The organism is Foetidibacter luteolus, from assembly GCF_009650435.1.
Classification (GTDB): domain Bacteria; phylum Bacteroidota; class Bacteroidia; order Chitinophagales; family Chitinophagaceae; genus Foetidibacter; species Foetidibacter luteolus.
In genome coordinates, this window is record NZ_VVIP01000072.1 from 15857 (window position 1) to 38778 (window position 22922).

Sequence of the window (22922 nt, forward strand, 5' to 3'; positions counted from 1 at the left end):
GGTTTAAGAATATTTATTTTGATAAGCTATATGGTCTGAAAGCAATTTTTGCCTTTCTCATTGTCTGCTGCACTTTGTAAAGAGTGGTAGCCATTAAAAAACGATCCTTATGGGTTAATTTTAAAGCATCTCTCAATTGATCCATCTCCGCCTTTTCATAGTCAGCATCTGAAGGCATGTAGCTGGGCAACTTTATATTTGCGGGACTTTTTACCATGTTCTTATTAAAGCTATGGCAAGTTACAAAAAATATACAGTGCATGCTATACTGTAAAGCCGCTACAATAATTGGGCTGTATTAGTATTTATATGCTGGTGGCACCTGCGTGAGGGATTGAAGCGGTTACCCCGGTGAGGCTTTGCGCAGGGGGTCTGTGCCGGAGTATGAGCGGAAAGCCCGGCCCCTTGCGACAGCTTGGGGACACGCCCTAAACTCTTACATTATTCTCAGAACATATAACCTGTTGTTAAACAATCTACTACAATGAAGTAGCTTAAGAACATTATTTTTTCAAAACTTTGCTGTTCAGCCCGAAACATCTGCAAAAAAATCTCCATTTTTTCTTTCAACATCATTTAATTTGTGTTACTTTAGAGTTAGCACAACTAACAATCATAAACAAACCATATGAGAAAATCAGATCTCATCAACAACATTTCCGACAAAACCGGTATCCCCAAGGTAGATGTTTTAGTAACCCTCGAAACCATGCTGAAAGAAATTAAAGAAAACCTTAGTAAAGGCGAAAACATTTATATAAGGGGCTTTGGGAGCTTTATTACTAAAAAAAGGGCTGCTAAAATTGGCCGTAATATTAAGAAAAACGTGGCTGTTGCCATACCCGAACATTTTATACCGGCGTTTAAACCTTCAAAAGAATTCGTTAATGAAGTAAAAGAAATGCATAACGCCGGGTAAATTTGCGCTCTAAACGGCAATTGTGAAAAAACAACAACTTATTCTTCTCTTAACTGCGTCAGTTCTTCTCATTGGCCTGTTTTTCTTTGGCCGCACCATACCACGGAAAGAAAGTTCCACAAAAGAAAACTCCGCCGCAGCATCTTCCGCCTCAGAACCAGCAAGTTCCATTACTACCGATAAGCTGGTTGCGCAGGCCAAAGCTAAATTAACTGCCCAACAGGTTAATACGGTAAACCGCCTTGAAAAAGGCGTTGTTCGTGGCGATATTAAAACCCAGCAAAAAGAGTCGTTTAAGCAACTGGCCACCTTTTGGGGCGATACCGTTCACCAACACCTTTTGGGTGCTTATTACCTGGGAGAATCTGCCAAGTTGGAAAATTCTGAAAAAAACCTCAACTTCGCAGCCCGTTTGTTTTTAGATGACCTGGTAAGCGAGCATGACCCTGAGATGAAAAAGTGGATGGGGCTGCAAGCTAAAGCTCTTTTGGAAAAGTCGCTGGAAATCAATCCGGCTAACGATTCCGCTAAAGTTGGAATAGGCGTTTGTTACCTTTACGGCAACATTTCCAATGCCCCTATGCAGGGCATACAACTGATACGGGAAGTGCTGGCTAAAAACCCTCACCATGTTTACGCCCACATGATTTTGGGCCTCGGTGGGGTAAGAAGCGGGCAGTACGATAAGGCTATTGAACATTTTAACGATGTTTTGAAAGTAGCACCGGATAACCTGGAAGCCGCTTTTAACCTGGCTGAAGCGTACGAACAAAAGGGCGACAAGCCCAATGCTGTTAAATGGTATGGAGTTGTTAGAGATAAAATACAAATACCCCAGGCCAAACAGGAAATTGATGAACGTATTAAAGCGTTGCAATAAATACAATTGATAACTAAAAAATTATTTTGAATTATGCCTTGCGGTAAAAAAAGAAAACGTCATAAAATTGCTACACACAAACGCAAAAAAAGATTAAGAAAGAACCGTCATAAGAAGAAAAATAAGTAGTCTTCTATCAGCTTATAAGAAAATGCCGGTAGTTAAACCCCGGCATTTTCGTTTTACTTAACGGTTATTGCATTTCAGTTCTACTGCTTCTCCCGCAACTTTTACCTTTTCCTTTATCAGCAACAAGTGGCAGGATGGTGTGGATTGATCGTTATGTTTCGCCATGCGTCACCGCATTTATTGCCGGCCAGGTTTTCATTCGACAGTTTGTCTCATTTTAAAAGTTGCATTTTGTGAATAAAGAATTAATTATTAATGCTGCCCCCACCGGTGTTGAAATTGCACTGCTGGAGGATAAAAAGCTGGTTGAGCTGCACCACGAAAGGGCAGATGCCAGTTTTGCCGTGGGAGACCTTTACCTGGGTAAGGTAAAGAAGCTTATTCCCGGGCTCAATGCTGCATTTGTGGATGTGGGATTTGAAAAAGATGCCTTTCTTCATTATACCGATTTAAGCCCTTTTGCCCGCTCTATTTTAAAGTTTACCCAAATGTCTATGGTAGATAAATCGGAGCATGGCTTTGATTTTACCAAATTTGAAATAGAGCCGGAAATTATAAAAACCGGTAAAATAAACGAGGTTCTTAATGGCAAGCCCAATATACTGGTGCAGATTTTAAAAGAGCCCATTGCCGCCAAAGGCCCGCGCCTTAGCTGCGAAATATCCCTGCCCGGCCGCTTTGTAGTGGTTACCCCTTTTAACGATATTGTTGCCGTATCTAAAAAAATTCATTCTTCCGACGAAAGAAAACGCCTTCACAAGATTGTTGAAGCCATTAAGCCAAAGAATTTTGGTGTAATTGTACGCACCGCCGCCGAAGGAAAAAATACAGCCGAGCTTCACGAAGATTTACTGGCGCTTATTGATACCTGGAGGCAAATTCAAAAAAACCTTCGGGGCGCGGAAGCCCCTGCCAAAATACTCAGCGAGCAGGATAAAACTACCAGTATACTCCGCGACCTGCTGAGCGAAGATTTTAACCGTATAATTACCAACGATAAAAACATATACAACGATACCCGCAGCTATATACACAAAATAGCGCCGGATAAATCTGAAATTATTTCGTTGTACAACAACGGTATACCCGTATTTGACCAATACGGCGTTACCCGCCAGGTAAAGTCTTCCTTTGGCAAAACTGTAAACCTGCCCAGCGGCGCTTACCTTATCCTCGAACATACCGAAGCGCTGCATGTAGTTGACGTAAACAGCGGCTACAAAAGCGTTAGCAACAACCAGGAAGAAAACGCGTTGGAAACCAACCTGGAAGCTGCCGAAGAAATTGCCCGCCAATTACGCCTCAGGGATATTGGCGGCATCATTGTGGTGGACTTTATTGATATGAAGCTGCCCGATAACAAGCGCAAACTACAGGAAGCCATGGAAGGTTTTATGCGTAGCGACAGGGCCAAACATGCCGTACTGCCCATTTCAAAATTCGGGCTCATGCAAATTACCAGGCAACGCATGCGGCCGGAAGTTACCATCAACACGTCCGAAAATTGCCCAAGCTGCAATGGTACCGGCAAAGTATCTTCTACCCTGTTGCTGGAAGATGAAATTGAAAAACGCCTGCATTACCTGGTTACACACCAGCACAAAAACCTTACTTTAATGGTGCACCCCATCCTTCATTCGCACCTTACCAAAGGCATTTTTTCATCCATCAAAAGAAAATGGCGCAAGAAGTACAAAACCAAAATGGATATTAAGGCCAATACAGATTATTATCTTACTGAGTTTCACTTTTATGATGCAAACGAAGAAGAAATTAAGCTATAAAAATAAAACCCGCGAAATGCGGGTTTTATTTTTATAGCTTCTTTTTTGTAGCCCGGCTTTGTTGCTGCTATTGTGCTGCCGTTGCGTCGCACTCTTCAGGGCTTTGTTCGCTACCCGGCAATGTGCAGCAGGCTTTAAATATGCCGGCCACCGTTACTGAATCACTTCGCCCAGCTTTCTTTCCAATTCCGGCCCGCGCAGGTTATTGGCGATAATTTTACCAGAGGGGTCTAACAGCACATTAAATGGTATACCCTGAAACTGGTATGCTGCAACAGCCGCACTCTCCCAATATTTTAGGTCGCTCATGTGGCTCCAGCCAAGGTTGTCTTTCTTAATTGCCGATAACCAGGCAGCTTTATCATTATCAAGGGATACACCGAGTATGGTAAAGTTTTTGTCTTTAAACTTGTTATAAGCAGCCACTACATTAGGGTTTTCCTGCCGGCAGGGCCCGCACCAGCTTGCCCAGAAATCAACCAGTACATATTTGCCTTTAAAAGCGCTTATGCTTAACGGCTTGCCGTTTACATCCTGCATTTTCAGGTCTGGCGCCTGCTGGTTAAGCAGTGCATAGGGCGGCGCCTGCTGCGGCTGGGATTGCGTGGTAAGCATTGCTTTTAACTTTGCCAGGCCCGCATGTTCTTTGTGCTTATTGGCCAATGTGATAGCTATGGGTTTCATTTCTTCCGGCTGCATGTAGCGACTGCCGATAATGAGGCCATAATAGGCGGCAGTGGGGCTTGCTTCGTTCTCAATAAAGCGTTTTACCAGGCCGTTTAATACATTCTGTTCCGTTTCCCGTTTAATATCCAGTAACCGCAAAGTGCTGTCCATTCCGGGTTTTCTCCTGGTGCTGTCAATGGCAACGTAGGTAGAATACAGAATAGAATCTTTTTTACCGTACTCTTCAAAAAAACTGTACAGGTTTTTAGTGGCTTCAGAGCCTTTAACCTGCGGCGCCCGATAGTTATTGCCATCTATAGAAATCTTGATATCGTCGCCGTCGTTTATAACGATTACCTGTGGGCCTTTGTCGAAAGTTAACCTGTACAAGCCCTCTTCCTTTGCCATGGATTTAAGTTCGTAACTGCCATCGGGTTTCAAAGTGGCAGAATCAACCGCTATTGGCTGGTCTCCTTCAAAAGGCAATTGTTCCAGGATGATTGTTTTGGCAGGCAGGTTGGTTATTTTTCCACTAACCACAAATGGGCCCTGCTTTTTGGGCTTGCATGCCACAAACAGCGAAGCCAGTATTAACACTGAAAAAATCTTTTTCATATAATTCGTTTCCTGGTTTTTGTTGATTAAATACAAGGCTTTTACGACCATTTTTGCCGCCTTCACTGCGAGACTACAGCCGCCATAATAACCGAACGATGAAGTGCTTGCGACGCAAGGGACGATGCCCATAGTTGTGTCGCTGGTATCTAAATCGTGAGTCGTCAATGGTGAATCGCAAGTGGGGAAGGAACCACATTTTTTATCGTGTATACCACCTATTACTTTAGCTTTTCTTCCAGCAACCCAGTCACCACTTTGGGGTCTGCCTTGCCCTTGCTTATTTTCTTTACTTCCCCAACAAACAGGCCAATCAGCCCTTTTTTTCCCTTTTTGTATTCGGCCACTTTATCCGGCATTTTGTTTATCACTGCATCTACCCAACCCGTTATTTCGCTGCTATCGCTAACCTGCAGCAGGTTAAGCGCCGTTGCGGTTTCCAGTGCCGGGGCCGAACCAGTTGCAAGTAACGCCGGCATTAGCTTAGAAGATGCTGCGGAAAAGTTAATCTTTCCCTCATCAACAAGCTGTATCATTTCGGCCAGGCGTTGCGGCGCCAGGCTGAAATCGGCTATATGCAGTTTATGTTCATGCAAATAATGGCGTATGGGGCCGTTCATCCAGTTGGCCGCGGCCTTATAGTTGGTAGTTAACTGTATAACCGCGTTAAAATAATCGGCGGTTTCTTTTTCCAGGCAAAGCTGCTGTGCATCATATTCACCAAGGCCCAACTGCTGGTAATGAAGAGATAATTGCTCCGGTAAAGCAGGCAGTTTTTGCCTGATGCCTTCTATAAACTCATCTGTCAGGTAAAACGGCGGCAGGTCAGGCTCCGGAAAATAACGGTAATCGTTGGCCTCTTCCTTATCCCTTATGGCAAAAGTGGTATCGGTTGCCGCATCAAAACTCCTGGTTTGCTGCACAATAACGCCTCCGCTCTCAACCACATTTATCATTCGCTCAATCTCGTATTCAATGGCTTTCTTAACGTTGCGTATGGAGTTTAGGTTCTTCACCTCTACTTTGGTACCCAGCTTCGTTTCGCCCTTCAGTCGTATGGAAACATTCGCATCGCAACGCAGGCTGCCTTCTTCCATATTGCCATCGCAAACCTCAATCCAGCGCACCAGTTTTCGCAGTTCTGTAATGTATTGGTAAGCTTCGTCGGCGCTCTTAAGGTCGGGCTCTGTTACAATTTCCACCAGCGGCACACCGGCACGGTTATAATCCACGCAGGTATTGTTATCATCAATATCGTGTATGCTTTTGCCGGCATCTTCCTCCATGTGTATGCGGTTCAACTGTACGTTTCGCTTACCTTCTGCCGTATGTATGGCCACATGCCCACCTTTGCAGATAGGGGCTGTATGCTGCGATACCTGGTAGCCCTTAGGCAAATCCGGGTAGAAATAATTTTTTCGGGCAAAATAGTTGTACCGCTCTATTTCGCAATTGCAGGCAAGTCCTATTCTTATAGCCAGTTCTACGGCTTTCTTATTGGTTTTAGGCAATGTGCCCGGATGGCCAAGTGTTATAGCGCTAACATGGGTATTAGGGCTACCGCCAAAAGCAGCACTATCCCCACAGAATAACTTGCTTTCAGTTTGCAACTGTGCATGTACCTCCAGCCCAATAACAGCCTCGTATTTATCGTGATAACTCATGTATGAACGGCGTCTTTAAAAGTTAGCAAAGGTATTTGTTTACCGCCATAGTTGGGAAGGTGAGTAAGCTGGCAGGAAATACAAATAAATAATTTTGGGCGCCTGCTAAAGCACCGGGCTATCCGCTGCTACTCCGCCACAAAGCCGCCACACATTACCATCAGCGGGGTATCCGCTTCTATCCCTGGCGCGGGGCAGCACAGCCTGACTATTGGCGAACTTTTTTTATATGGAAATAATTGTAAAAAGCTTCTGTTTTGCATGCAGCAGTTGAAAATTTTCTTTCAATTTATAATTCTTGCAGTCTTTCAGTTACTAACACTGCATGTATTCTTTCAAAGAATAGAGGAACTTGAACAACCCAGAAAAATACCCCACATGCTGACAATGTTTCTCCCTTCTTTAGATAAAAAGAAAAACGTTTATAGTGAATCCGGCTTCCTTAAAAGTATCCGTCACAAATCCATCATTCACATAAACTTAACTGGCGAAATAAAAGAAGATGATAAGATTTTTGAAATCATACAACTGGAGGCCAGAAGACTTATGTACACACGTGATACCACTCACATTATTAAAGTTCGTTTTTGTGATGAGAACACTTATGGCCAGTTTATACAACTTGTGAATATGATGGTAGAAGACAGGCATAAAAGATATGCTTTTATTAATGATGACTTTTACATTTTAGGGGGCAATCCGTAGCCACATTTAAGAAGAGAAGATCATCAGAAATACGTTTTTGTTCAATAGAGTACAGAACGTTGAAGTGAGTGACACAACAGGCGATGCCATAAAATACCACAGCCGACCCCAAAAAACAAAAAAGCCACCCGTAAGGGATGGCTTTTTATATAAAAGCAATAGTAATGAGCAATTAATTAGCTACAACCCAAACTGTTACCGCAATTCAAGCATTTATAGCATGTACCGCTGCGTACGGTTATATGGCCGCACACATTACAAGCCGGGGCATCACTTTGCATGTTTTTAGCCGCAGCGTTCATGGCATCAAGACCGGCTTCAGCCTTAACCGCGGTTTTTTGCGCTTTGTGCTGGTGAACCTGCTGGGCTGCCGGTGCCGGTGCTGTTACGCGTATATTGCTAAGCTCGGGTTTGCCGATTAAGGTAACATCGCCCTCGTCACCGGTATTGCCAACCTGCGGGCGGTCAATCACGTGTACAAGGTCTGTCCTGTCGAGGTATTCGTAAGCCAGTGCACGGAACACAAAGTCAACCAGGGATGTTGTGGTCTTTATGTTCGGGTGGTCAACCATGCCTGCTGGTTCAAACTTGGTGAACACGAATTTCTCCACAAATTCTTCCAGCGGCACACCATACTGCAGGCCAACTGAAACAGCTATGGCAAAGCAGTTCATCAGGCTGCGCAGGGTAGAACCTTCTTTGGCAAGGTCTATAAATATTTCGCCCAAGGTACCATCGTTGTATTCGCCTGTACGGAGGAACAATACCTGCCCGCCAATTTTTGCTTTTTGGGTAAACCCACGGCGTTTAGCCGGCAGGGACTTACGCTCTACAATACGTGACAAAGCACGTTTGAGTGAAGTATCGGTAGAAGCCTGCATGCGTTTGGTTACTTCATCCAGCAACTCTTCTACAGTAAGCTTGCTCATGTCAACTATGTTTGACTCGGGTAGCGCCACTGTGGCTTCTTCCTTTTTATCTTCCTGGCTTTCTGCTTTTTTCTTTTTATCGCTCTTGTTGCTCAGCGGCTGGCTCAATTTGCTGCCGTCGCGGTACAAAGCGCAGGCTTTAAGGCCCAGTTGCCAGCTAAGCAGGTAAGAGTCAGCAATTTCTTCAATAGAGGCTTCGTGTGGCAGATTAATGGTTTTGGATATGGCGCCGCTAAGGAAAGGCTGGCAGGCAGCCATCATTTTAATATGCCCATGCGCATGAATATAACGCTCGCCTTTTTTACCACACTTGTTGGCACAGTCAAAAACAGGCAGGTGCTCTTCCTTCAGGTAAGGGGCTCCCTCAACCGTCATAGTGCCACAAACATAATCATTAGCCGCATCTACCTGCTCGTCTGTAAAGCCCAGTGCTTCCAGCAGGTTAAAGCTCCAGTCATTGTATTGTTCCGGGGTAAAGCCCAGCCTTTCCAGGCAGGCCTCGCCCAGGGTAAATTTGTTGAATACAAAGCTTATTTCAAATGCACTTTTGGCGGCATTATTCAGTTTCTTAATTTCTTCGGCAATAAAACCTTTCTCACTCAGCGTTTGCGGGTTAATAAACGGGGCACCCTCAAAGCTGGCAGCGCCAACCGCGTATTTGGTAATAGCGTCAATTTGCTTTTCTGTATAACCCAGGTTTTTAAGTGCTGCGGGCACGCTCTGGTTAATTATTTTAAAATAACCGCCACCGCTGAGTTTTTTAAATTTCACCAACGCAAAATCAGGCTCAACACCGGTGGTGTCGCAATCCATTACCAGGCCAATGGTACCTGTAGGTGCTATAACGGTGGTTTGCGCATTGCGATAGCCGAATTTTTCTCCCAGTTGCACAGCATCGTCCCAGGCCTTGGTAGCGGCTTTCAACAGGTTATCAGGGCAGTACTTAGCGTTAATGCCTACTGGCTTTACGCTAAGGCCTTCATAAGCCTCTGAAGCATCGTATGCTGCGGCACGGTGGTTACGCATAACACGCAGCATATCTGCTTTATTTTCTTCGTATTTAGCAAAGGGGCCCAGTATTTCGGCCAGCTCAGCAGAAGTTTTATAAGCAATACCCGTCATAATAGCGCTGATAGCGCCGGCAATGCCACGGGCTTCTTCACTGTCGTAAGGTATCCCACTCACCATCAATACAGTGCCCAGGTTGGCAAAACCAAGTCCCAGTGTTCTGTAGTCGTAAGACAGTTGTGCCACTTCTTTGGAAGGGAACTGCGCCATCAGCACAGAAACTTCCAGCACAACCGTCCACAGGCGGCAGGTATATTCAAAACCTTCTATATCAAATTCATTCTTTTCCTTATCAAAAAACTTAATCAGGTTGGCAGAAGCCAGGTTGCAGGCCGTATTATCCAGGAACATGTACTCGCTACAGGGGTTAGACGCATTGATGCGGCCACCCTGCGGGCAGGTATGCCATTCGTTAATAGTGGTATCATATTGCGTGCCTGGGTCAGCGCAACGCCAGGCTGCGTAAGAAATTTGGTTCCACACTTCCCTGGCTGGCACTTTTTTCATTACACGGCCATCAGTACGGGCCTTTAATTCCCAATCTTCATTTTTTTCAAGTTTTTCAAAAAATTCGTTGGGTATGCGTACGGAGTTATTAGAGTTTTGGCCTGAAACTGTAAGGTAAGCTTCTCCTTCGTAGTGGTTATCGTAACCAGCCTCTATAAGGGCGCCTACTTTCTTTTCTTCTTCTACCTTCCAGTTAATAAAATTCATTATTTCGGGGTGGTCCAGGTCAAGGCACACCATTTTAGCCGCACGGCGGGTGGTACCTCCACTTTTAATAGCGCCGGCTGCACGGTCGCCTATTTTCAAGAAACTCATTAAACCGCTGGATGTACCGCCGCCGCTCAGTTTTTCACCTTCACCGCGTATTTGGGAAAAGTTAGTACCAACACCAGAACCATATTTAAAAATCCTTGCTTCCCTAACCCACAGGTCCATGATACCGCCATCATTAACCAGGTCATCGCTAACGCTTAAAATAAAACAGGCATGTGGCTGGGGCCGCTCATAAGCGTTTTCAGATTTTTTCAGTTTTGCATCAACCGGGTCCACATAATAATGGCCCTGTGGTTTACCGGTAATACCGTAGCTGGCGTGCAGGCCGGTGTTAAACCATTGCGGGCTGTTAGGTACACATGCCTGGTTAAGGATGCTGTACACCAGTTCTTCGTAAAAAACATCCGCGTCTTTTTTGCTGGCGAAGTAATTATATTTTTCACCCCATATCCGCCAGCAGTTGGCCATACGGTGGGCTACCTGTTTAACAGATGTTTCACGCCCCAGGGAGCCATCAGCCTGTGGCACACCTGCTTTGCGAAAATATTTTTGCGCCAATATATCTGTGGCAATCTGGCTCCACTGCTTCGGAACCTCCACATTATTCATTTCAAACACTACTTCCCCACTGGGGTTCCTGATTACGCTGGTGCGGTAATCATATTCAAACAAGTCGTAAACGCTTACCCCTTCTTTGGTAAAGCGGCGTTGAAACTGCAGCCCTTTTGTGGATTGCCTGGCCATGATTATAATAATTTAATAAGTTAGGAAATGCGGTTTTTCTTTATGTGGTCCCTGTCAACTGAATCGTTAGCGGTTGACGAAAATATCCCGATACAATGAAAAAAAGAACCTTGAAATATGCACAGGTTGTGGAAAAGGAATGTTGATTTTTCCGTATCGCCACCCCCTGTTGCGTTTGCCGGTTTATCAACAGTTGCGTATAACAATTTCCGGGCTATTTAACTAAAATGCGGGTAAAAAGTTGTATATGTGTTGTTACTATGCCTGCCGGTGGCAGGCTTTTTACGGGGACGGACTTTGGTTACTACTATGAGGCTTTGGTTGTGTCACTCCCTTGTACGTTCGGTTTTTTATGGGGCCATTTAAGCGGGTATTAGTAAACAGATTGCACCATCTTTACCAATTTTATACACAACAAAAAAAGCCACCTGCAAGTGGTGGCTTTTTATGCTCCTGAAGCTGGACTTGAACCAGCGACCCTCTGATTAACAGTCAGATGCTCTAACCAACTGAGCTATTCAGGAATATCCGTTATTTCTAATCGGGCTGCAAAAATAGGAGATTTTGCATATCTGCCAAGAGCTTTGTAATTTTTTTTTACAACACATCCAATGCAGTAATAATCAGCGTCTATTTGTTGATTACCTCCTCTACCGCTGGCTTATTATCCTTCCACCGCCACAGGTACAGGCAGGCATAGCTGCGGTAAGGGCTCCATTTGGCAGAAATACGCAATATTTTTTCACGAAGCTTTTTTTTATCAGAAGTGTCAAGCTTGTACAATTTAATAACAGCGTTCTGCAACCCCCAGTCGTCTATGGCAAAAACATCTTCGCGGCCCAGGCTGAACATCAGCAACATTTCCACCGTCCAGCGGCCTACTCCTTTAATTTCGGTAAGTAATTCAATAACAGCCTCGTTGTCCATTGCCATCAGCATTTTATCGGTAATCTTGCGTTCAATGCAAAACGCCGCCACATTTTTAATGTAGCTCACCTTAGCGTTGGATAAACCGATGGCACGCAATTGTTCCGAAGCCGTATCCAGTACCTGTTGCGATTTGGGTATTTTGCCACCGTACAGTGCCAGGAAACGCTGCTTTATTACAGCCGCTACTTTGGTACTCAGTTGCTGGCTCATGATGCTGCTCATCAGCAGGAATGCTATGTGCCTGCGTGGCACAATCTCATCCACCGGCCCGCTTATGGCTATGCCCAGTTTTTTGTCTTTCTTTAAATGTTCCAGGTATTCCATTCAGCCAAGATATTTAAATTGACCAATTAAAATAGCCTGCAATTGACAGGCGGTATTAAATTTGGCCCATGAAAAAAGTTGCGCTGATACCTGCACGTTACGCGGCAACGCGTTTTCCTGCCAAGCTGATGCAAATGCTGGGCGCTAAACCTGTTATAAGGCATACCTACGACAATACCCTGGCTACCGGTTTATTTGACGAGGTAATCGTAGCTACAGACAGCGATATTATTTTTAATGAAATAACAACCCACGGTGGCAAGGCGGTAATGAGCAGGAAGCAGCACGAAAGCGGCAGTGACCGCATTGCCGAAGCTGTTGCCAGCATGCAGGTTGATATTGTGGTAAACGTACAGGGCGATGAGCCTTTTGTTAAAAAAGAACCTTTAAAAAAACTGCTGAACGTGTTTGAAGGAGAAGAGGGTAAAAAAGTGCAGGTGGCCAGCCTGATGCAGGTATTGAAAGAGCAAAAATTTATTGACGATCCCAACTATGTAAAAGTTGCCGTAGATAAAAACTGCAACTCCCTTTTCTTCAGCCGTTCCGTTATACCGTACCCGCGGAGCACCCAGGCCGCTATTGTTTACTATGAGCATATTGGTGTATATGCTTTCCGCAAGCAGGCGCTGCTCAATTTTACCAACTGGCCCATAACACCCCTGGAATCTGCCGAAAAAATCGAATGCCTCCGTTATCTTGAAAATGGTGTGCCTCTTAAAATGGTAATTGTAGATTACATGGGCGTGGAAATAGATACCCCGGAAGACCTGGAAAGGGCAGCCAGATACCTTTAGCATTTCGTAAGGCTACTACCTGTCTTTCGTTTTCCTTGAAAAGGTAAGCTTAAACTTAAGGTCTCCATCATCGCCCGAAACAGCTCTTACACGTATGCTGGGCCCCACTTTGGCATTCACGCCAATGTTTTGAGGATTGTAGGTTTTATCACGCCGGTTAAGGTTACTCATGGGTAATTGTATAAGCAGGTCTGTATTGCCCCTGGTACCATAAACACCTTCTATAAACATGCTTAATACGGTTGATTGTATCTCCATGCGGCTAATGTAAATTTTGTCACCTTCTATCTGTAACCGGTTCTTCAGTTCAGCAAACTTTACATCATTCACCTCCTTGTTTTTCAGGATGAAGTTCTTAAGCTTTATAAGTGGTTCAAAATTCAGCAACTCCCCATCCCGCAAAGAAAAATCCACTGTGCCTTTTAAACTGTTTGTTACAAGGCTGCCGGAATCGCTGATGGCGGTAGTTATATTAGCGCCTGCCTGTAGTACGCCCCTTATGTTTTGGCTGGTTATGCCATCCTGTCCAAACTCGTTAAAAGCATAAAACAGTTTTTGCACATTCATCTGGTGCATGTTTACAGTAAGGTTTGCCCTTGCACCTGCGCCGGCATTTTGCACACTGCCCCTGGCGTTTAACATGCCGTCGGCCAGGCGGAATGAAACCGAGGGAATCTCCCAATTATGCTGGCTGAATACAATACTGCCACGCAGGTTGCCCGCGGTAAATAGCCCGTGCTTTAACGAGTCCGCATTCATGTTCACCTGCAAAGCTCCCTTTTCCAGCAGGTTATCAACGGTAGTGGCTGTACGTGCAAAACGCACCCCTGCAACTTTTCTCCTGCCGCCTGTTTGTACCGGAGTGGAAAACAACCCGCTAAAGTCTTTCAGGTTTACAAATGGGGAATACACATCGCAGTATATTGAGGCTTTGGTAGAATCCTGCAGGCCGTTGTGCTTACGTATATTGGCAGCATGGCCGGTAATCAAAAAGTTATTTTGCCTGTACCGGCAACGCAACTGGTTTACCATTATGCTGTCTTCTAAAAAATTAACGGTGCCGCTGCAGTTGGTAAAAGTAAAGTTACGTGGCAGGTAAGTTATCACCCCATCCTGTACATGCAGGTTGCCCGTAGCGTTTTCAATAATAGATTTATCAGCCTTTAAAGGCCCGGTGTAATGCATGTCAAACCTGGCCTTGCCGGATATAAACTTGAGTGTTTTAAGCGCAAACTTGCTGTCCAGGTTTTCCAGGTCGCTGTTGGCCTGCAGGTTAAGTTGCAAAACCGGTGTTTCAAGGTTGTTAATGGCAATGCCTGAGCCGGAGGTTTGAATACCATCCCAGTTACCGGAAAACTTATCAAATACAACACGGGAATTGGCATCGGTACGTGGCACCCCTTTTATTACTTCATTCGTGTAACTGCCGGTAAACCCACAGTCAGTAAACTCAATTACGGGCGTTTGCAGCCTGTTGTATTGCGTGGACCATGATACTTTTACAAAAGGAATAGTGTGCGGAAGCAGCGAGCCCTCAACCTGGCCTTTTACATCCAGCGGCTCATCCACTTGCAACATTTGCAGTTTACCACGTACAGATGAGGTAAGAATAGCCAATGCATTGCCATAATCAATTTCCTTTGTTTCAAACTGCAACCCAAATTTCGCTTTGGCTGAAAAGTCAAAAAAGCCTGCCATTGTAAAATCCTGGCCATTAATTTCCAGTTCAGTTTTATCGAAAGATATATTTTTTGCAGGTATATCCAGTTTTAGCTTCCATTCAGCTTCCAGCTTGCTGTTTTGCAGGTAAGATCCTCTCTCCAGGTTAAAGCCAAGGCCCGCTTTCATGGTACAGGCTTCTTCGGCATCAATAAAAAGCAGCGGACCTTTACGTGTTAAGTGCGCCTCCAACTCATTTACCGTCAGCTCAAATTTTTTGTTTTTGCTTTCATCTTCAATCAGCAGTTCTACATCTTCCGCTTCAATGGTCCTAATGTCAACCGTTTGTTTGCCCTTTGCCGCAGGCTGGCCTGTATCCGCCTGCTTTTTTAACTGGAGCAGGTATTTATTGGTATAACCATTGGCGTTCGTATACAGGTGAAAGAGCCCTTCTTTTACAATAATGTTGTCTAATTTTTTCTTTTTACCGGCCAGTTCAATAAGGCTGAATGTGGTTGCAACGGAGCCCGCCGATAACAGCGGCTTGTTAAGGCTGTCTTTAACAGAAACATTTACCAGCCGCACTTCTATGTAAGGAAAATAACGCCAGCCGTTTATCTCAATATCTTCTATGGATGCATTACCGTTGATATTGTCTCTTAGCACCTGGTTAATAATGGCAAGCATCTGCACTTTTTTACTGCCGGCATAAAACTGCATTATCACCAAAGCAAGCACGTACAGCGCTGCAAGGCCGGATAATGATAAAATGCCCCAACGTAACCATTTGTTTTTTACAGCGCTTTTTATGTTCAGCAAACTCTTTTGCAACAATACCCTTTGTTTTACTACAACAAAATACATTACTGACGGGTATTGCAAGCCGGATGTTGCAGAAGGTTTTGCTAAAAATTTTCCACATGCTGTTGCTTTATGGCGAATTGAAGGAAGTGGCAACGCATTTATATGCTGCACCGGGTTTGTAGGGTTGTATAAAAATAAATGTTTTTGGGGGTGCCCCCAAGCTATCGCAAGGGGTCGGGCTTTCCGCTCATACTCCGGCACAAGGCCACGGCACAAAACCTTCACCGGGGTATCCGCTTCAATCCCTCACCCGAAGACCAGTTGCAGCTTACCGGTTACAAGTTGCCGGTCTGTTGAAGTTTAAAAGGCTTATAACTGGCAGACACTGCAAGATGCTGCACCCGCTTCTGCAACCCTTAGGCGCCTTAAGCATTAAAGCGTGCCGGTAATGGAAGGTCAAAATAAAAGGCACTTAACGGAGCAGTTCTATACCCTGAATGGCTAACGTGTACTGTAACAAAGCTGGCAGACACTGCAGCAGTGCCGGCCCCGGTTGCAAAACTCCATCGGGGCGGCATGTTGTGCAGGGGCCTGCTAAGAAAACAGTTATTGCCCAGGTATGTGCGCTGCTCTCCCTTTCTTCTAACATATCGCCCCGATGGGGCTTTGTAAAACACGGGATGCAGGATTGGTAAAGAGTATTCAGCGTTGTGCCTGTTGTATGGGTGCACATATTGGGCGTGACCGTCCTGATGATTAAACCTGCTGTGGGCAACGTGTCTGGCACCCTTAGGGTGGCAGACACTAGAGCCTATTACCTCCCTGATAATTAAAAAGCCTCTTGTTGTTGACGTGTCTGGCACCTAAGGTGGCAGACACTACAACCCTACCCGGGTCTGAAAAGCCGCCCAATGAACCAGCCGATGAACGGATTGCGACGCAACAGGCGATGCTATGGAATACTGCAGCCGGTACCATAAAAATGCTGTACAAAAAAATGTATGGCCCTCATCTATGTAATGCCGTGCGCCGCCAACATACCATAAACTACCCTAACTTTAAGTAGCCAAGCCACACAATTATCACAGCTATAAATACCGGTATGAAAATTCTGAATGCCCAGCAAATACACCAGTGGGATGCGTACACTATAGAACATGAACCTATTACATCGCTTGACCTGATGGAAAGGGCTGCCCGGCGCTGCACTGACTGGATTATCCAGCAGCCTGCAGAATACCGCTCCATCAAAATATTTTGCGGCAAGGGCAATAATGGCGGTGATGGGCTGGCTATTGCCAGGCAGCTAATCAACGAGGGCTTTAACCCCGTGCTGTATATTCTTGAATTTGGAGCAAAAGGAACGGAAGATTTTCAGGCCAACCTTAGCCGAATGCATGAGCTGACCAGGGAAATTTACTTTATACAATCTTCTGAGTTTTTCCCTGAGCTGGATGAAGGCTGTTTGGTGCTTGATGCTTTGTTCGGGTCTGGCCTCAACAGGCCTTTACAGGATTTAAGCGCCGAACTGGTAGAGCATATTAATAACTGCCGTGCAACCGTTATTGCCATTGATGTGCCCAGCGGCATGTTTACCCACAAAAGCTCCCTGGGCAACAGCATTGTAAAAGCATCGGCAACACTCACCTTTCAATCGTTAAAGCTTTGCTTTTTAGTAGCTGAAAATGCTGCCTTTTTTGGTGAGGTTGCCGTATTGGATATTGGCCTGCACCCCGGCTTTTTACAAGTTGTTGAAACAAGCCTGCAGCTAACTACACATAGTTTGATTAACCGGCTGGTGCCTGTACGCAAAAACTTTTCTCATAAAGGCACTTACGGGCATGCCTTGCTGCTGGCAGGCAATACCGGTAAAATTGGCGCCGCTTTGCTTGCTGCCAGGGCATGCCTGCGCAGCGGCGCCGGCCTGCTAACCTGCAGCCTGCCGGAAAGCAGCCTGCCCATACTGCATGGCAACCTGCCGGAGGCGATGGCCGTAACAAGAACAGAACCCATTGACTGGAACAAATACAACGCTATTGGCATAGGGCCGGGGCTGGGCACAAAAACCGATGCAGCAACCCTGCTTACCAGGTTACTAAGCGCTTATACAAAACCCATTGTTGCTGACGCGGATGCGCTGAATATAATGGCCGGCAATAACCGTTTGCTGCCGGAAATGCCCATACGTTCTATACTGACGCCTCACCCCAAAGAATTTGACAGGCTTTTTGGCGAGAGCGCCAGTGATTTTGACAGGATTAACAAGGCCATACAATACAGTAAGGAATCTTCTTTAATTATTGTGCTTAAAGGAAGGTACAGTCTGGTGGCCTGCGATGGTAAAGGATGGTTTAATACTACCGGCAACCCGGGCATGGCTACCGGGGGCTCCGGCGATGTGCTAACCGGCATTATTACAGCTTTGCTGGCCCAGCAGTACCCACCTTTGCATGCTGCCCTGACGGCTGTGTACCTGCACGGCCTGGCGGCGGATATTGCCCTGGAAAACCAAAGCGAAGAAAGCCTGCTGCCCGGCGATATAATTGATAATATGGGAAAGGCTTTTAAAGCGTGCAGGTTGTAAAAAGCGCTAGTGAAAGATATGAATAGAGAGATAAAAAGCCCACGGCCGAAAATACAGGCTGGGAACATTATACATACAACGTGTTACCCCTTCCGGAGATAAAGTATTTCATACTTTGTAAGTTTTACTTAAACACAACCTTACATCCCACATTTTCCCTGCATCTAACTAACCAGCGTACCCACTGCTTCTCCTTCAACCAGTTTTAGCAGGTTGCCGGGTTTGTTCATGTCAAACACAATGATAGGCAGTTTGTTTTCCATGCACAGTGTAAAGGCGGTCATATCCATCACTTTCAATCCTTTGCTGATGCATTCCTGGAAGCTGATTTTATCGTAACGTGTGGCGGTGGGGTCTTTCTCAGGGTCGGCGGTGTAAATACCATCTACACGGGTGCCTTTAAGAATTACATCTGCTTTTATTTCGATAGCCCTTAGCGAGCCGGCGGTATCAGTGGTAAAATAAGGGTTACCGGTGCCTGCTCCAAAAATTACCACACGGCCTTTTTCAAGGTGGCGCATGGCTCGCCGGCGTATGTAGGGCTCTGCAATTTGTTCCATCTTAATAGCGCTTTGCAACCTGGTAAATACGCCAATTTTTTCCAGCATGGCCTGCATGGCCATGCCATTAATCATGGTAGCCAGCATGCCCATATAATCACCGTGGGCCCGCTCAATACCGCTCTCACTTTCATTCATGCCACGGTAAATATTGCCGCCGCCTATCACTATTGCAACCTGTATGCCCTGGTCAGTAACCAGTTTAATATCATTGGCGTATTGCTCAATAACGGCGGGGTTAAAGGGGTCAAAGCCACCGCTTTTATTACCACTTAAAGCCTCTCCGGAAAGTTTTAACAGAATACGCTTGTACTTAGGCTGCATAATTTTTGCGCAATTAAGAGTTTTATTAATTAACTGGTTAGCGGTGCAAATAACCTTAAAATTTTTTAACCGCCAAGCATTTAATTTATGTTGATGTATGTGTTAATTATAAAGCCATTGTTGTATTGAAACACGTTCTTGTTATCAATTTCCCGGGCAAGCTGCACCGTTTGGTTTAGAAAGCCGGCTTCGGCCCTTACCGCCTTGCTAAACCTATAGCCAAGCAACAAGGCCACACGGTTTTGGTCAAATACATTCTCGCCAACATTCTTACCAAAGCCTATAAAAATTTCATCGTATAGCGCGGTATACAGCTTGTCGTTCAGCGGAACATCCAGCCGGGGCATATACCGAAAACGGTTTAAAAAAATCCAGCTATCCGGCTTTTCGCTTTGTATGCTGTTAAGGCGGCCCAGCCAGCGTTGCTCAAGCCGCAAACGGTGGCTCAGTGTTGTTTTGCCAACCGGTGTGGTTACCTGTAACTGTTCGTAAATGCGGTGTTCAGGAAAATCTTTGGGTACAGCAGCAAGGGAATATTTGCCGTAGGGATAGGTAACAATCCAGCCATAACCAGCCTGCACGCTTACCTGGCTATTAATTTTGTAGGTAAGCCCAATGCGTGACAGGCTTTGCTGCCAATTGCTGATAAAATCTTCACGCCGCCACTGGTACTCTATATGCCCGCTAAGTTTGTCAGTAATACGTGGGGAAACAAAAAAAGCGTACCAGCCAATACTGTTGTGTTCGCTTATCCTGCTTTGCGCAAAACCGCAAACGGAAAAGAACAGGCAAACAGCAAAAATCAATTTCTTCATACGCTTAATAAAGTATCTGGATGAATGATTCGTTTTTATTTCCTTGCCTTACGGCGGGCTTTGCCCTTTTTTTATTATGGGCCCGGCTAAGAATATGAATGAGGCATCGTTGCGTCGCACTCTTGTACTGCAAAGCTTTGCGCAGCAACTAAACCCGCATCCCGCTTCCCAATGTAATTAAGTTAAGAAACGAATGTCAGGTTGAGTCCAGAAATTCCGGGGCGAAACCGGAGTATGCAAGCTGCGTTTTCGCCAACGCCGCCTTCGACAGGCTCAGGCTGACAGCTTAATTTAATAACATTGTCCCGCTTCCTTTCGGGGCCATACTTACATGCAGGCCATCTTGCCAACCCTTCTTGCATGGCGGCCGCCTTCAAACGCAGTTGTAATAAAAGTTTCCACAAATTGCAACGCTTCTTCAACGGAAATAAACCTGGCAGGCAGGCAAATAACATTGGCATTGTTGTGCAGGCGTACCAGTTTGGCTACCTCATTGTGCCACACAAGCCCGGCACTAATGCCCTGGTGTTTGTTGGCCGTTATGGCCACACCATTGGCACTGCCGCAAAGTAAAATACCGAAAGATGCCACACCTGTTTCAACAGCGGTAGCTACGGGGTGGGCAAAGTCAGGATAATCAACAGAGTCCGCAGAATCCGTTCCAAAATCGGTTACCTGCCAGCCTTTTTCGCGAAGCCAGTTTTTAATAGGCTCTTTGTAATCAAACCCGGCATGGTCGCAACCTATGGCTATTGGTTTGCTAATGTCAAAAACGGATGTGCTCATGATATTGTATTTTAAAACTTTATTTGCCGTTGTTTTCTTAGCTCCACTCTTCGCTTTCTTTCTCCATTTTCTTGTATACACGTGAGGATATGAGAACGCTCAACTGGTATAAAAGGAACAGTGGGATAAATACAATTAGCTGGCTCATCCAGTCTGGGCTGGGTGTTATTACGGCAGCCACAATCAATATCACAACAATAGCAAATTTGCGGGAACGCTTAAGCAGGCCGGGGGTAATTATGCCTATACGGGTAAGTGCGAATGACAATACAGGAAGTTCAAAGGCAAGGCCACAACCCAGTACAATATTGGTAAGATTATCCAGGTAGTCATTTATGGTAGGTTTAGTTTCAACCATAAAGCCCAGTTTAAAACTTGTAAGAAAATTAAAAGTAAAGGGGCCAAGTATAAAATAACCGAAAGCCGCACCTAAAAAAAAGAAAAATGATACCCAAAAAATAATAAACCTCGTATTCTTTACTTCCTTAGGTTTCAATGCTGGTTTCACAAATCGCCAGAACTCCCAGAAAACATACGGAAAAGCGGCAATGAATGCTCCAATGAAAGATATGGAAATAGCACTGAGAAACTGCCCGCCAACAACGGTGGTTTGCAATATCACCTTTACCGGCGGCATACAAAGCGCATCACCAATATGCAACCAATGGCTAAAGTCGCAGAGTGCTTTATAGCTAACAAAACTCGGGTTGATGGGCCCTGCGATTATATTTTCATATACCCAGCGGATGTTGATGAAAATAATAACGGCCATCACCAGTATTACGATAACCGAACGGATAATATGCCAGCGAAGTTCTTCAAGATGGTCAACAAACGCCATCTCCTGTTTTTCGCCACTTCTTCTGCCTAAAAATGATTTTGCCATTACGTTTATACCCCTTAATCAGGCAGGCAAAGTTAACTGTATGGAATATTCAATCGCTAAAAAGATGGTGAATTGTAAGGGGGGTAAGGTGATTGGCAAATTGGTAGTAGTAAATGTTTGGCTTTTAATGTGGAAAGTAATTGTAATCAGCCGGTTAGAACAATCAACCATCACAGGCAGAAGGCAAATAAAACGAGGCTGACAGGTTTCTTGCCTACAGGAAATTTGGTGGCAGAGTACCGCTACGGCAGCCTGTAATCAAAAAACAGGCTGGCTTTATCTCAGCACCTTCATCTTAACCATTTCAATGCGGGTATCGCTTACATTCAGCACATCAAATTCGTAACGCTCAATAATAATTCTTTCCTTTAACCGTGGTATGGTTTCGTGGGCATTGATAATATAGCCAGAGAGTGTTTCTGATTCATTTTCCGGGAACTCAAAATCGTACTTGCCTTTCAGGTAATCCAACTCCAGCCGGCCGGAAAAAATAAACTCGTTTTCGGCAATCTGCTTTTCTACAAACTCTTCTGTATCGTATTCATCCTTTATTTCCCCAAAAATCTCTTCCAGTACATCTTCCATGGTTACAATACCGGCGGTACCGCCAAATTCATCCACCACCCAGGCTACACTTTTACCTTCTTTGGAAAACTTGGTGATGAGGTCCATAGCGCTCATGCTTTCAGGAACGGCGGGTATGGGCAGTAAAACCGCTTCCAGGCTGGCTGGCTTTTTAAACAGGTCAAGCTGGTGAACGTAGCCTTGTATATTATCAATATTCTCTTTATACACTACTATTTTACTGAGCTTGGTATCAATAAAATGCTTTTTTACTTCTGCGATACTTGTGTTTATTTCCACCGCTTCAATTTCTGTACGTGGCACAAGGCACTGGCGAATTTTGACAGCAGGCAACGAAAGTGCGTTTTTATATAAATCGTTGTTCAGCTCGTCATTACTCTCATCCTGCTGCTCTATCTGCTGCAAAAAATGTTGCAGGTCAATACTTGAAAAAGCGTCTTTATCCTTTACCCGTACATTAAACAGGTTTTTGAGTATCCACTGGCTGATGTTTACAAAAACTACAGCTATCCAGTAAAAAAAACTATGAAAGAAATTGATTACCGGTGCAAAAAAATTAAGCAATGCATCATTCTTAGCCCTGAAAATGGCTTTAGGCAAAAACTCCCCGAAAATGAGCACAACAAATGCGGATACGAGAGTATTGAGTAACAGTTGCAGATAAGAGCCGCCGCCGAAATTTAAGTACGACCATAATGTATTGCTTAGCCTGCTGAACAACAGGGCAAAAATTACCAGGAAGGCGTTAAACCCAATGAGGCAGGTGCCCAGGAATTTGGCAGGCTCTTCCATAAAATGAGAAAGCAATATGCCGCTTTTTTTTCCTTGTTTTTTGCGAAGTTCTATACCCAGTTTATTGGCGCTGATAAACGCTATTTCCAGCCCGCCAAAGAAGCCGATAAACAGCAGTGTTATCACCAGCAGTATTAAGGTGTACATGTCGTTCATACCCAAATATAGTGTTTTACCGGTTTGCCAAATATGGTTG

17 protein-coding genes and 1 tRNA gene are annotated in these 22922 nt (G+C 44.9%); 6 read left to right on the forward strand and 12 right to left on the reverse strand.

What is annotated here, in order from left to right:
* Positions 1–13: 13 nt before the first annotated feature.
* The gene (locus F0364_RS29050; RefSeq protein ID WP_207632842.1) at positions 14–178 is read right to left on the reverse strand and encodes a hypothetical protein; all 165 of its coding nucleotides are present in this window, start codon (positions 176–178) and stop codon (positions 14–16) included.
* A 450-nt stretch (positions 179–628) separates the two neighbouring features.
* On the opposite strand from F0364_RS29050, the gene F0364_RS23265 reads away from it, so the two are divergent.
* The 3 genes from F0364_RS23265 (at position 629) to F0364_RS23275 (ending at position 3712) form a co-directional block, all read left to right on the forward strand.
* Entirely contained in the window at positions 629–919 is a 291-nt protein-coding gene (locus F0364_RS23265) for an HU family DNA-binding protein (RefSeq protein WP_153800223.1), read from the forward strand.
* Between the two features lie 22 nt (positions 920–941).
* Positions 942–1799, forward strand: coding sequence for a tetratricopeptide repeat protein (locus F0364_RS23270; RefSeq protein WP_235921223.1), 858 nt, complete (start codon positions 942–944; stop codon positions 1797–1799).
* A 362-nt stretch (positions 1800–2161) separates the two neighbouring features.
* Complete coding sequence (locus F0364_RS23275) at positions 2162–3712, forward strand: Rne/Rng family ribonuclease (protein WP_153800224.1); 1551 nt, start codon at positions 2162–2164, stop codon at positions 3710–3712.
* A 153-nt stretch (positions 3713–3865) separates the two neighbouring features.
* On the opposite strand, the gene F0364_RS23280 is transcribed toward F0364_RS23275, so the two are convergent.
* Both F0364_RS23280 and gatB read right to left on the reverse strand, forming a co-directional pair.
* Positions 3866–4993: a TlpA disulfide reductase family protein gene (locus tag F0364_RS23280; protein ID WP_207632843.1), complete on the reverse strand. Its 1128-nt coding sequence runs from the start codon at positions 4991–4993 to the stop codon at positions 3866–3868.
* Positions 4994–5214: 221 nt separating this feature from the next.
* Positions 5215–6657, reverse strand: a complete 1443-nt coding sequence (gene gatB, locus F0364_RS23285) for an Asp-tRNA(Asn)/Glu-tRNA(Gln) amidotransferase subunit GatB (protein WP_153800226.1) — start codon at positions 6655–6657, stop codon at positions 5215–5217.
* A gap of 261 nt (positions 6658–6918) precedes the next feature.
* On the opposite strand from gatB, the gene F0364_RS23290 reads away from it, so the two are divergent.
* Positions 6919–7362, forward strand: coding sequence for a hypothetical protein (locus F0364_RS23290; RefSeq protein WP_153800227.1), 444 nt, complete (start codon positions 6919–6921; stop codon positions 7360–7362).
* A gap of 176 nt (positions 7363–7538) precedes the next feature.
* Here the strand turns inward: F0364_RS23290 and F0364_RS23295 are convergent, their stop codons facing one another.
* The 3 genes from F0364_RS23295 to F0364_RS23305 form a co-directional block, all read right to left on the reverse strand.
* The gene (locus F0364_RS23295; protein WP_153800228.1) at positions 7539–10883 is read right to left on the reverse strand and encodes a vitamin B12-dependent ribonucleotide reductase; all 3345 of its coding nucleotides are present in this window, start codon (positions 10881–10883) and stop codon (positions 7539–7541) included.
* A 450-nt stretch (positions 10884–11333) separates the two neighbouring features.
* Positions 11334–11407: transfer RNA gene (locus F0364_RS23300), tRNA-Asn, on the reverse strand.
* A gap of 106 nt (positions 11408–11513) precedes the next feature.
* Positions 11514–12137, reverse strand: coding sequence for a DNA-3-methyladenine glycosylase family protein (locus F0364_RS23305; protein ID WP_153800229.1), 624 nt, complete (start codon positions 12135–12137; stop codon positions 11514–11516).
* A gap of 68 nt (positions 12138–12205) precedes the next feature.
* Between F0364_RS23305 and kdsB the strand changes: the two genes are divergently transcribed.
* Positions 12206–12931, forward strand: coding sequence for a 3-deoxy-manno-octulosonate cytidylyltransferase (kdsB, locus tag F0364_RS23310; RefSeq protein ID WP_153800230.1), 726 nt, complete (start codon positions 12206–12208; stop codon positions 12929–12931).
* Positions 12932–12946: 15 nt separating this feature from the next.
* On the opposite strand, the gene F0364_RS23315 is transcribed toward kdsB, so the two are convergent.
* Entirely contained in the window at positions 12947–15454 is a 2508-nt protein-coding gene (locus tag F0364_RS23315; RefSeq protein ID WP_153800231.1) for an AsmA-like C-terminal region-containing protein, read from the reverse strand.
* A 1042-nt stretch (positions 15455–16496) separates the two neighbouring features.
* On the opposite strand from F0364_RS23315, the gene F0364_RS23320 reads away from it, so the two are divergent.
* Entirely contained in the window at positions 16497–17978 is a 1482-nt protein-coding gene (locus tag F0364_RS23320; RefSeq protein ID WP_153800232.1) for an NAD(P)H-hydrate dehydratase, read from the forward strand.
* A gap of 164 nt (positions 17979–18142) precedes the next feature.
* Here the strand turns inward: F0364_RS23320 and pyrH are convergent, their stop codons facing one another.
* The 5 genes from pyrH to F0364_RS23345 form a co-directional block, all read right to left on the reverse strand.
* Positions 18143–18862 (reverse strand): UMP kinase, encoded by a 720-nt coding sequence (gene pyrH, locus F0364_RS23325; protein WP_153800233.1) that lies wholly within the window; start codon positions 18860–18862, stop codon positions 18143–18145.
* An 80-nt stretch (positions 18863–18942) separates the two neighbouring features.
* Positions 18943–19677, reverse strand: a complete 735-nt coding sequence (locus tag F0364_RS23330; protein WP_153800234.1) for a DUF2490 domain-containing protein — start codon at positions 19675–19677, stop codon at positions 18943–18945.
* A gap of 327 nt (positions 19678–20004) precedes the next feature.
* Entirely contained in the window at positions 20005–20463 is a 459-nt protein-coding gene (gene rpiB, locus F0364_RS23335) for a ribose 5-phosphate isomerase B (protein WP_153800235.1), read from the reverse strand.
* Between the two features lie 37 nt (positions 20464–20500).
* The gene (tatC, locus tag F0364_RS23340; RefSeq protein ID WP_153800236.1) at positions 20501–21349 is read right to left on the reverse strand and encodes a twin-arginine translocase subunit TatC; all 849 of its coding nucleotides are present in this window, start codon (positions 21347–21349) and stop codon (positions 20501–20503) included.
* 276 nt (positions 21350–21625) lie between these two features.
* Positions 21626–22882, reverse strand: coding sequence for a hemolysin family protein (locus tag F0364_RS23345; RefSeq protein WP_153800237.1), 1257 nt, complete (start codon positions 22880–22882; stop codon positions 21626–21628).
* Between the last annotated feature and the right edge of the window lie 40 nt (positions 22883–22922).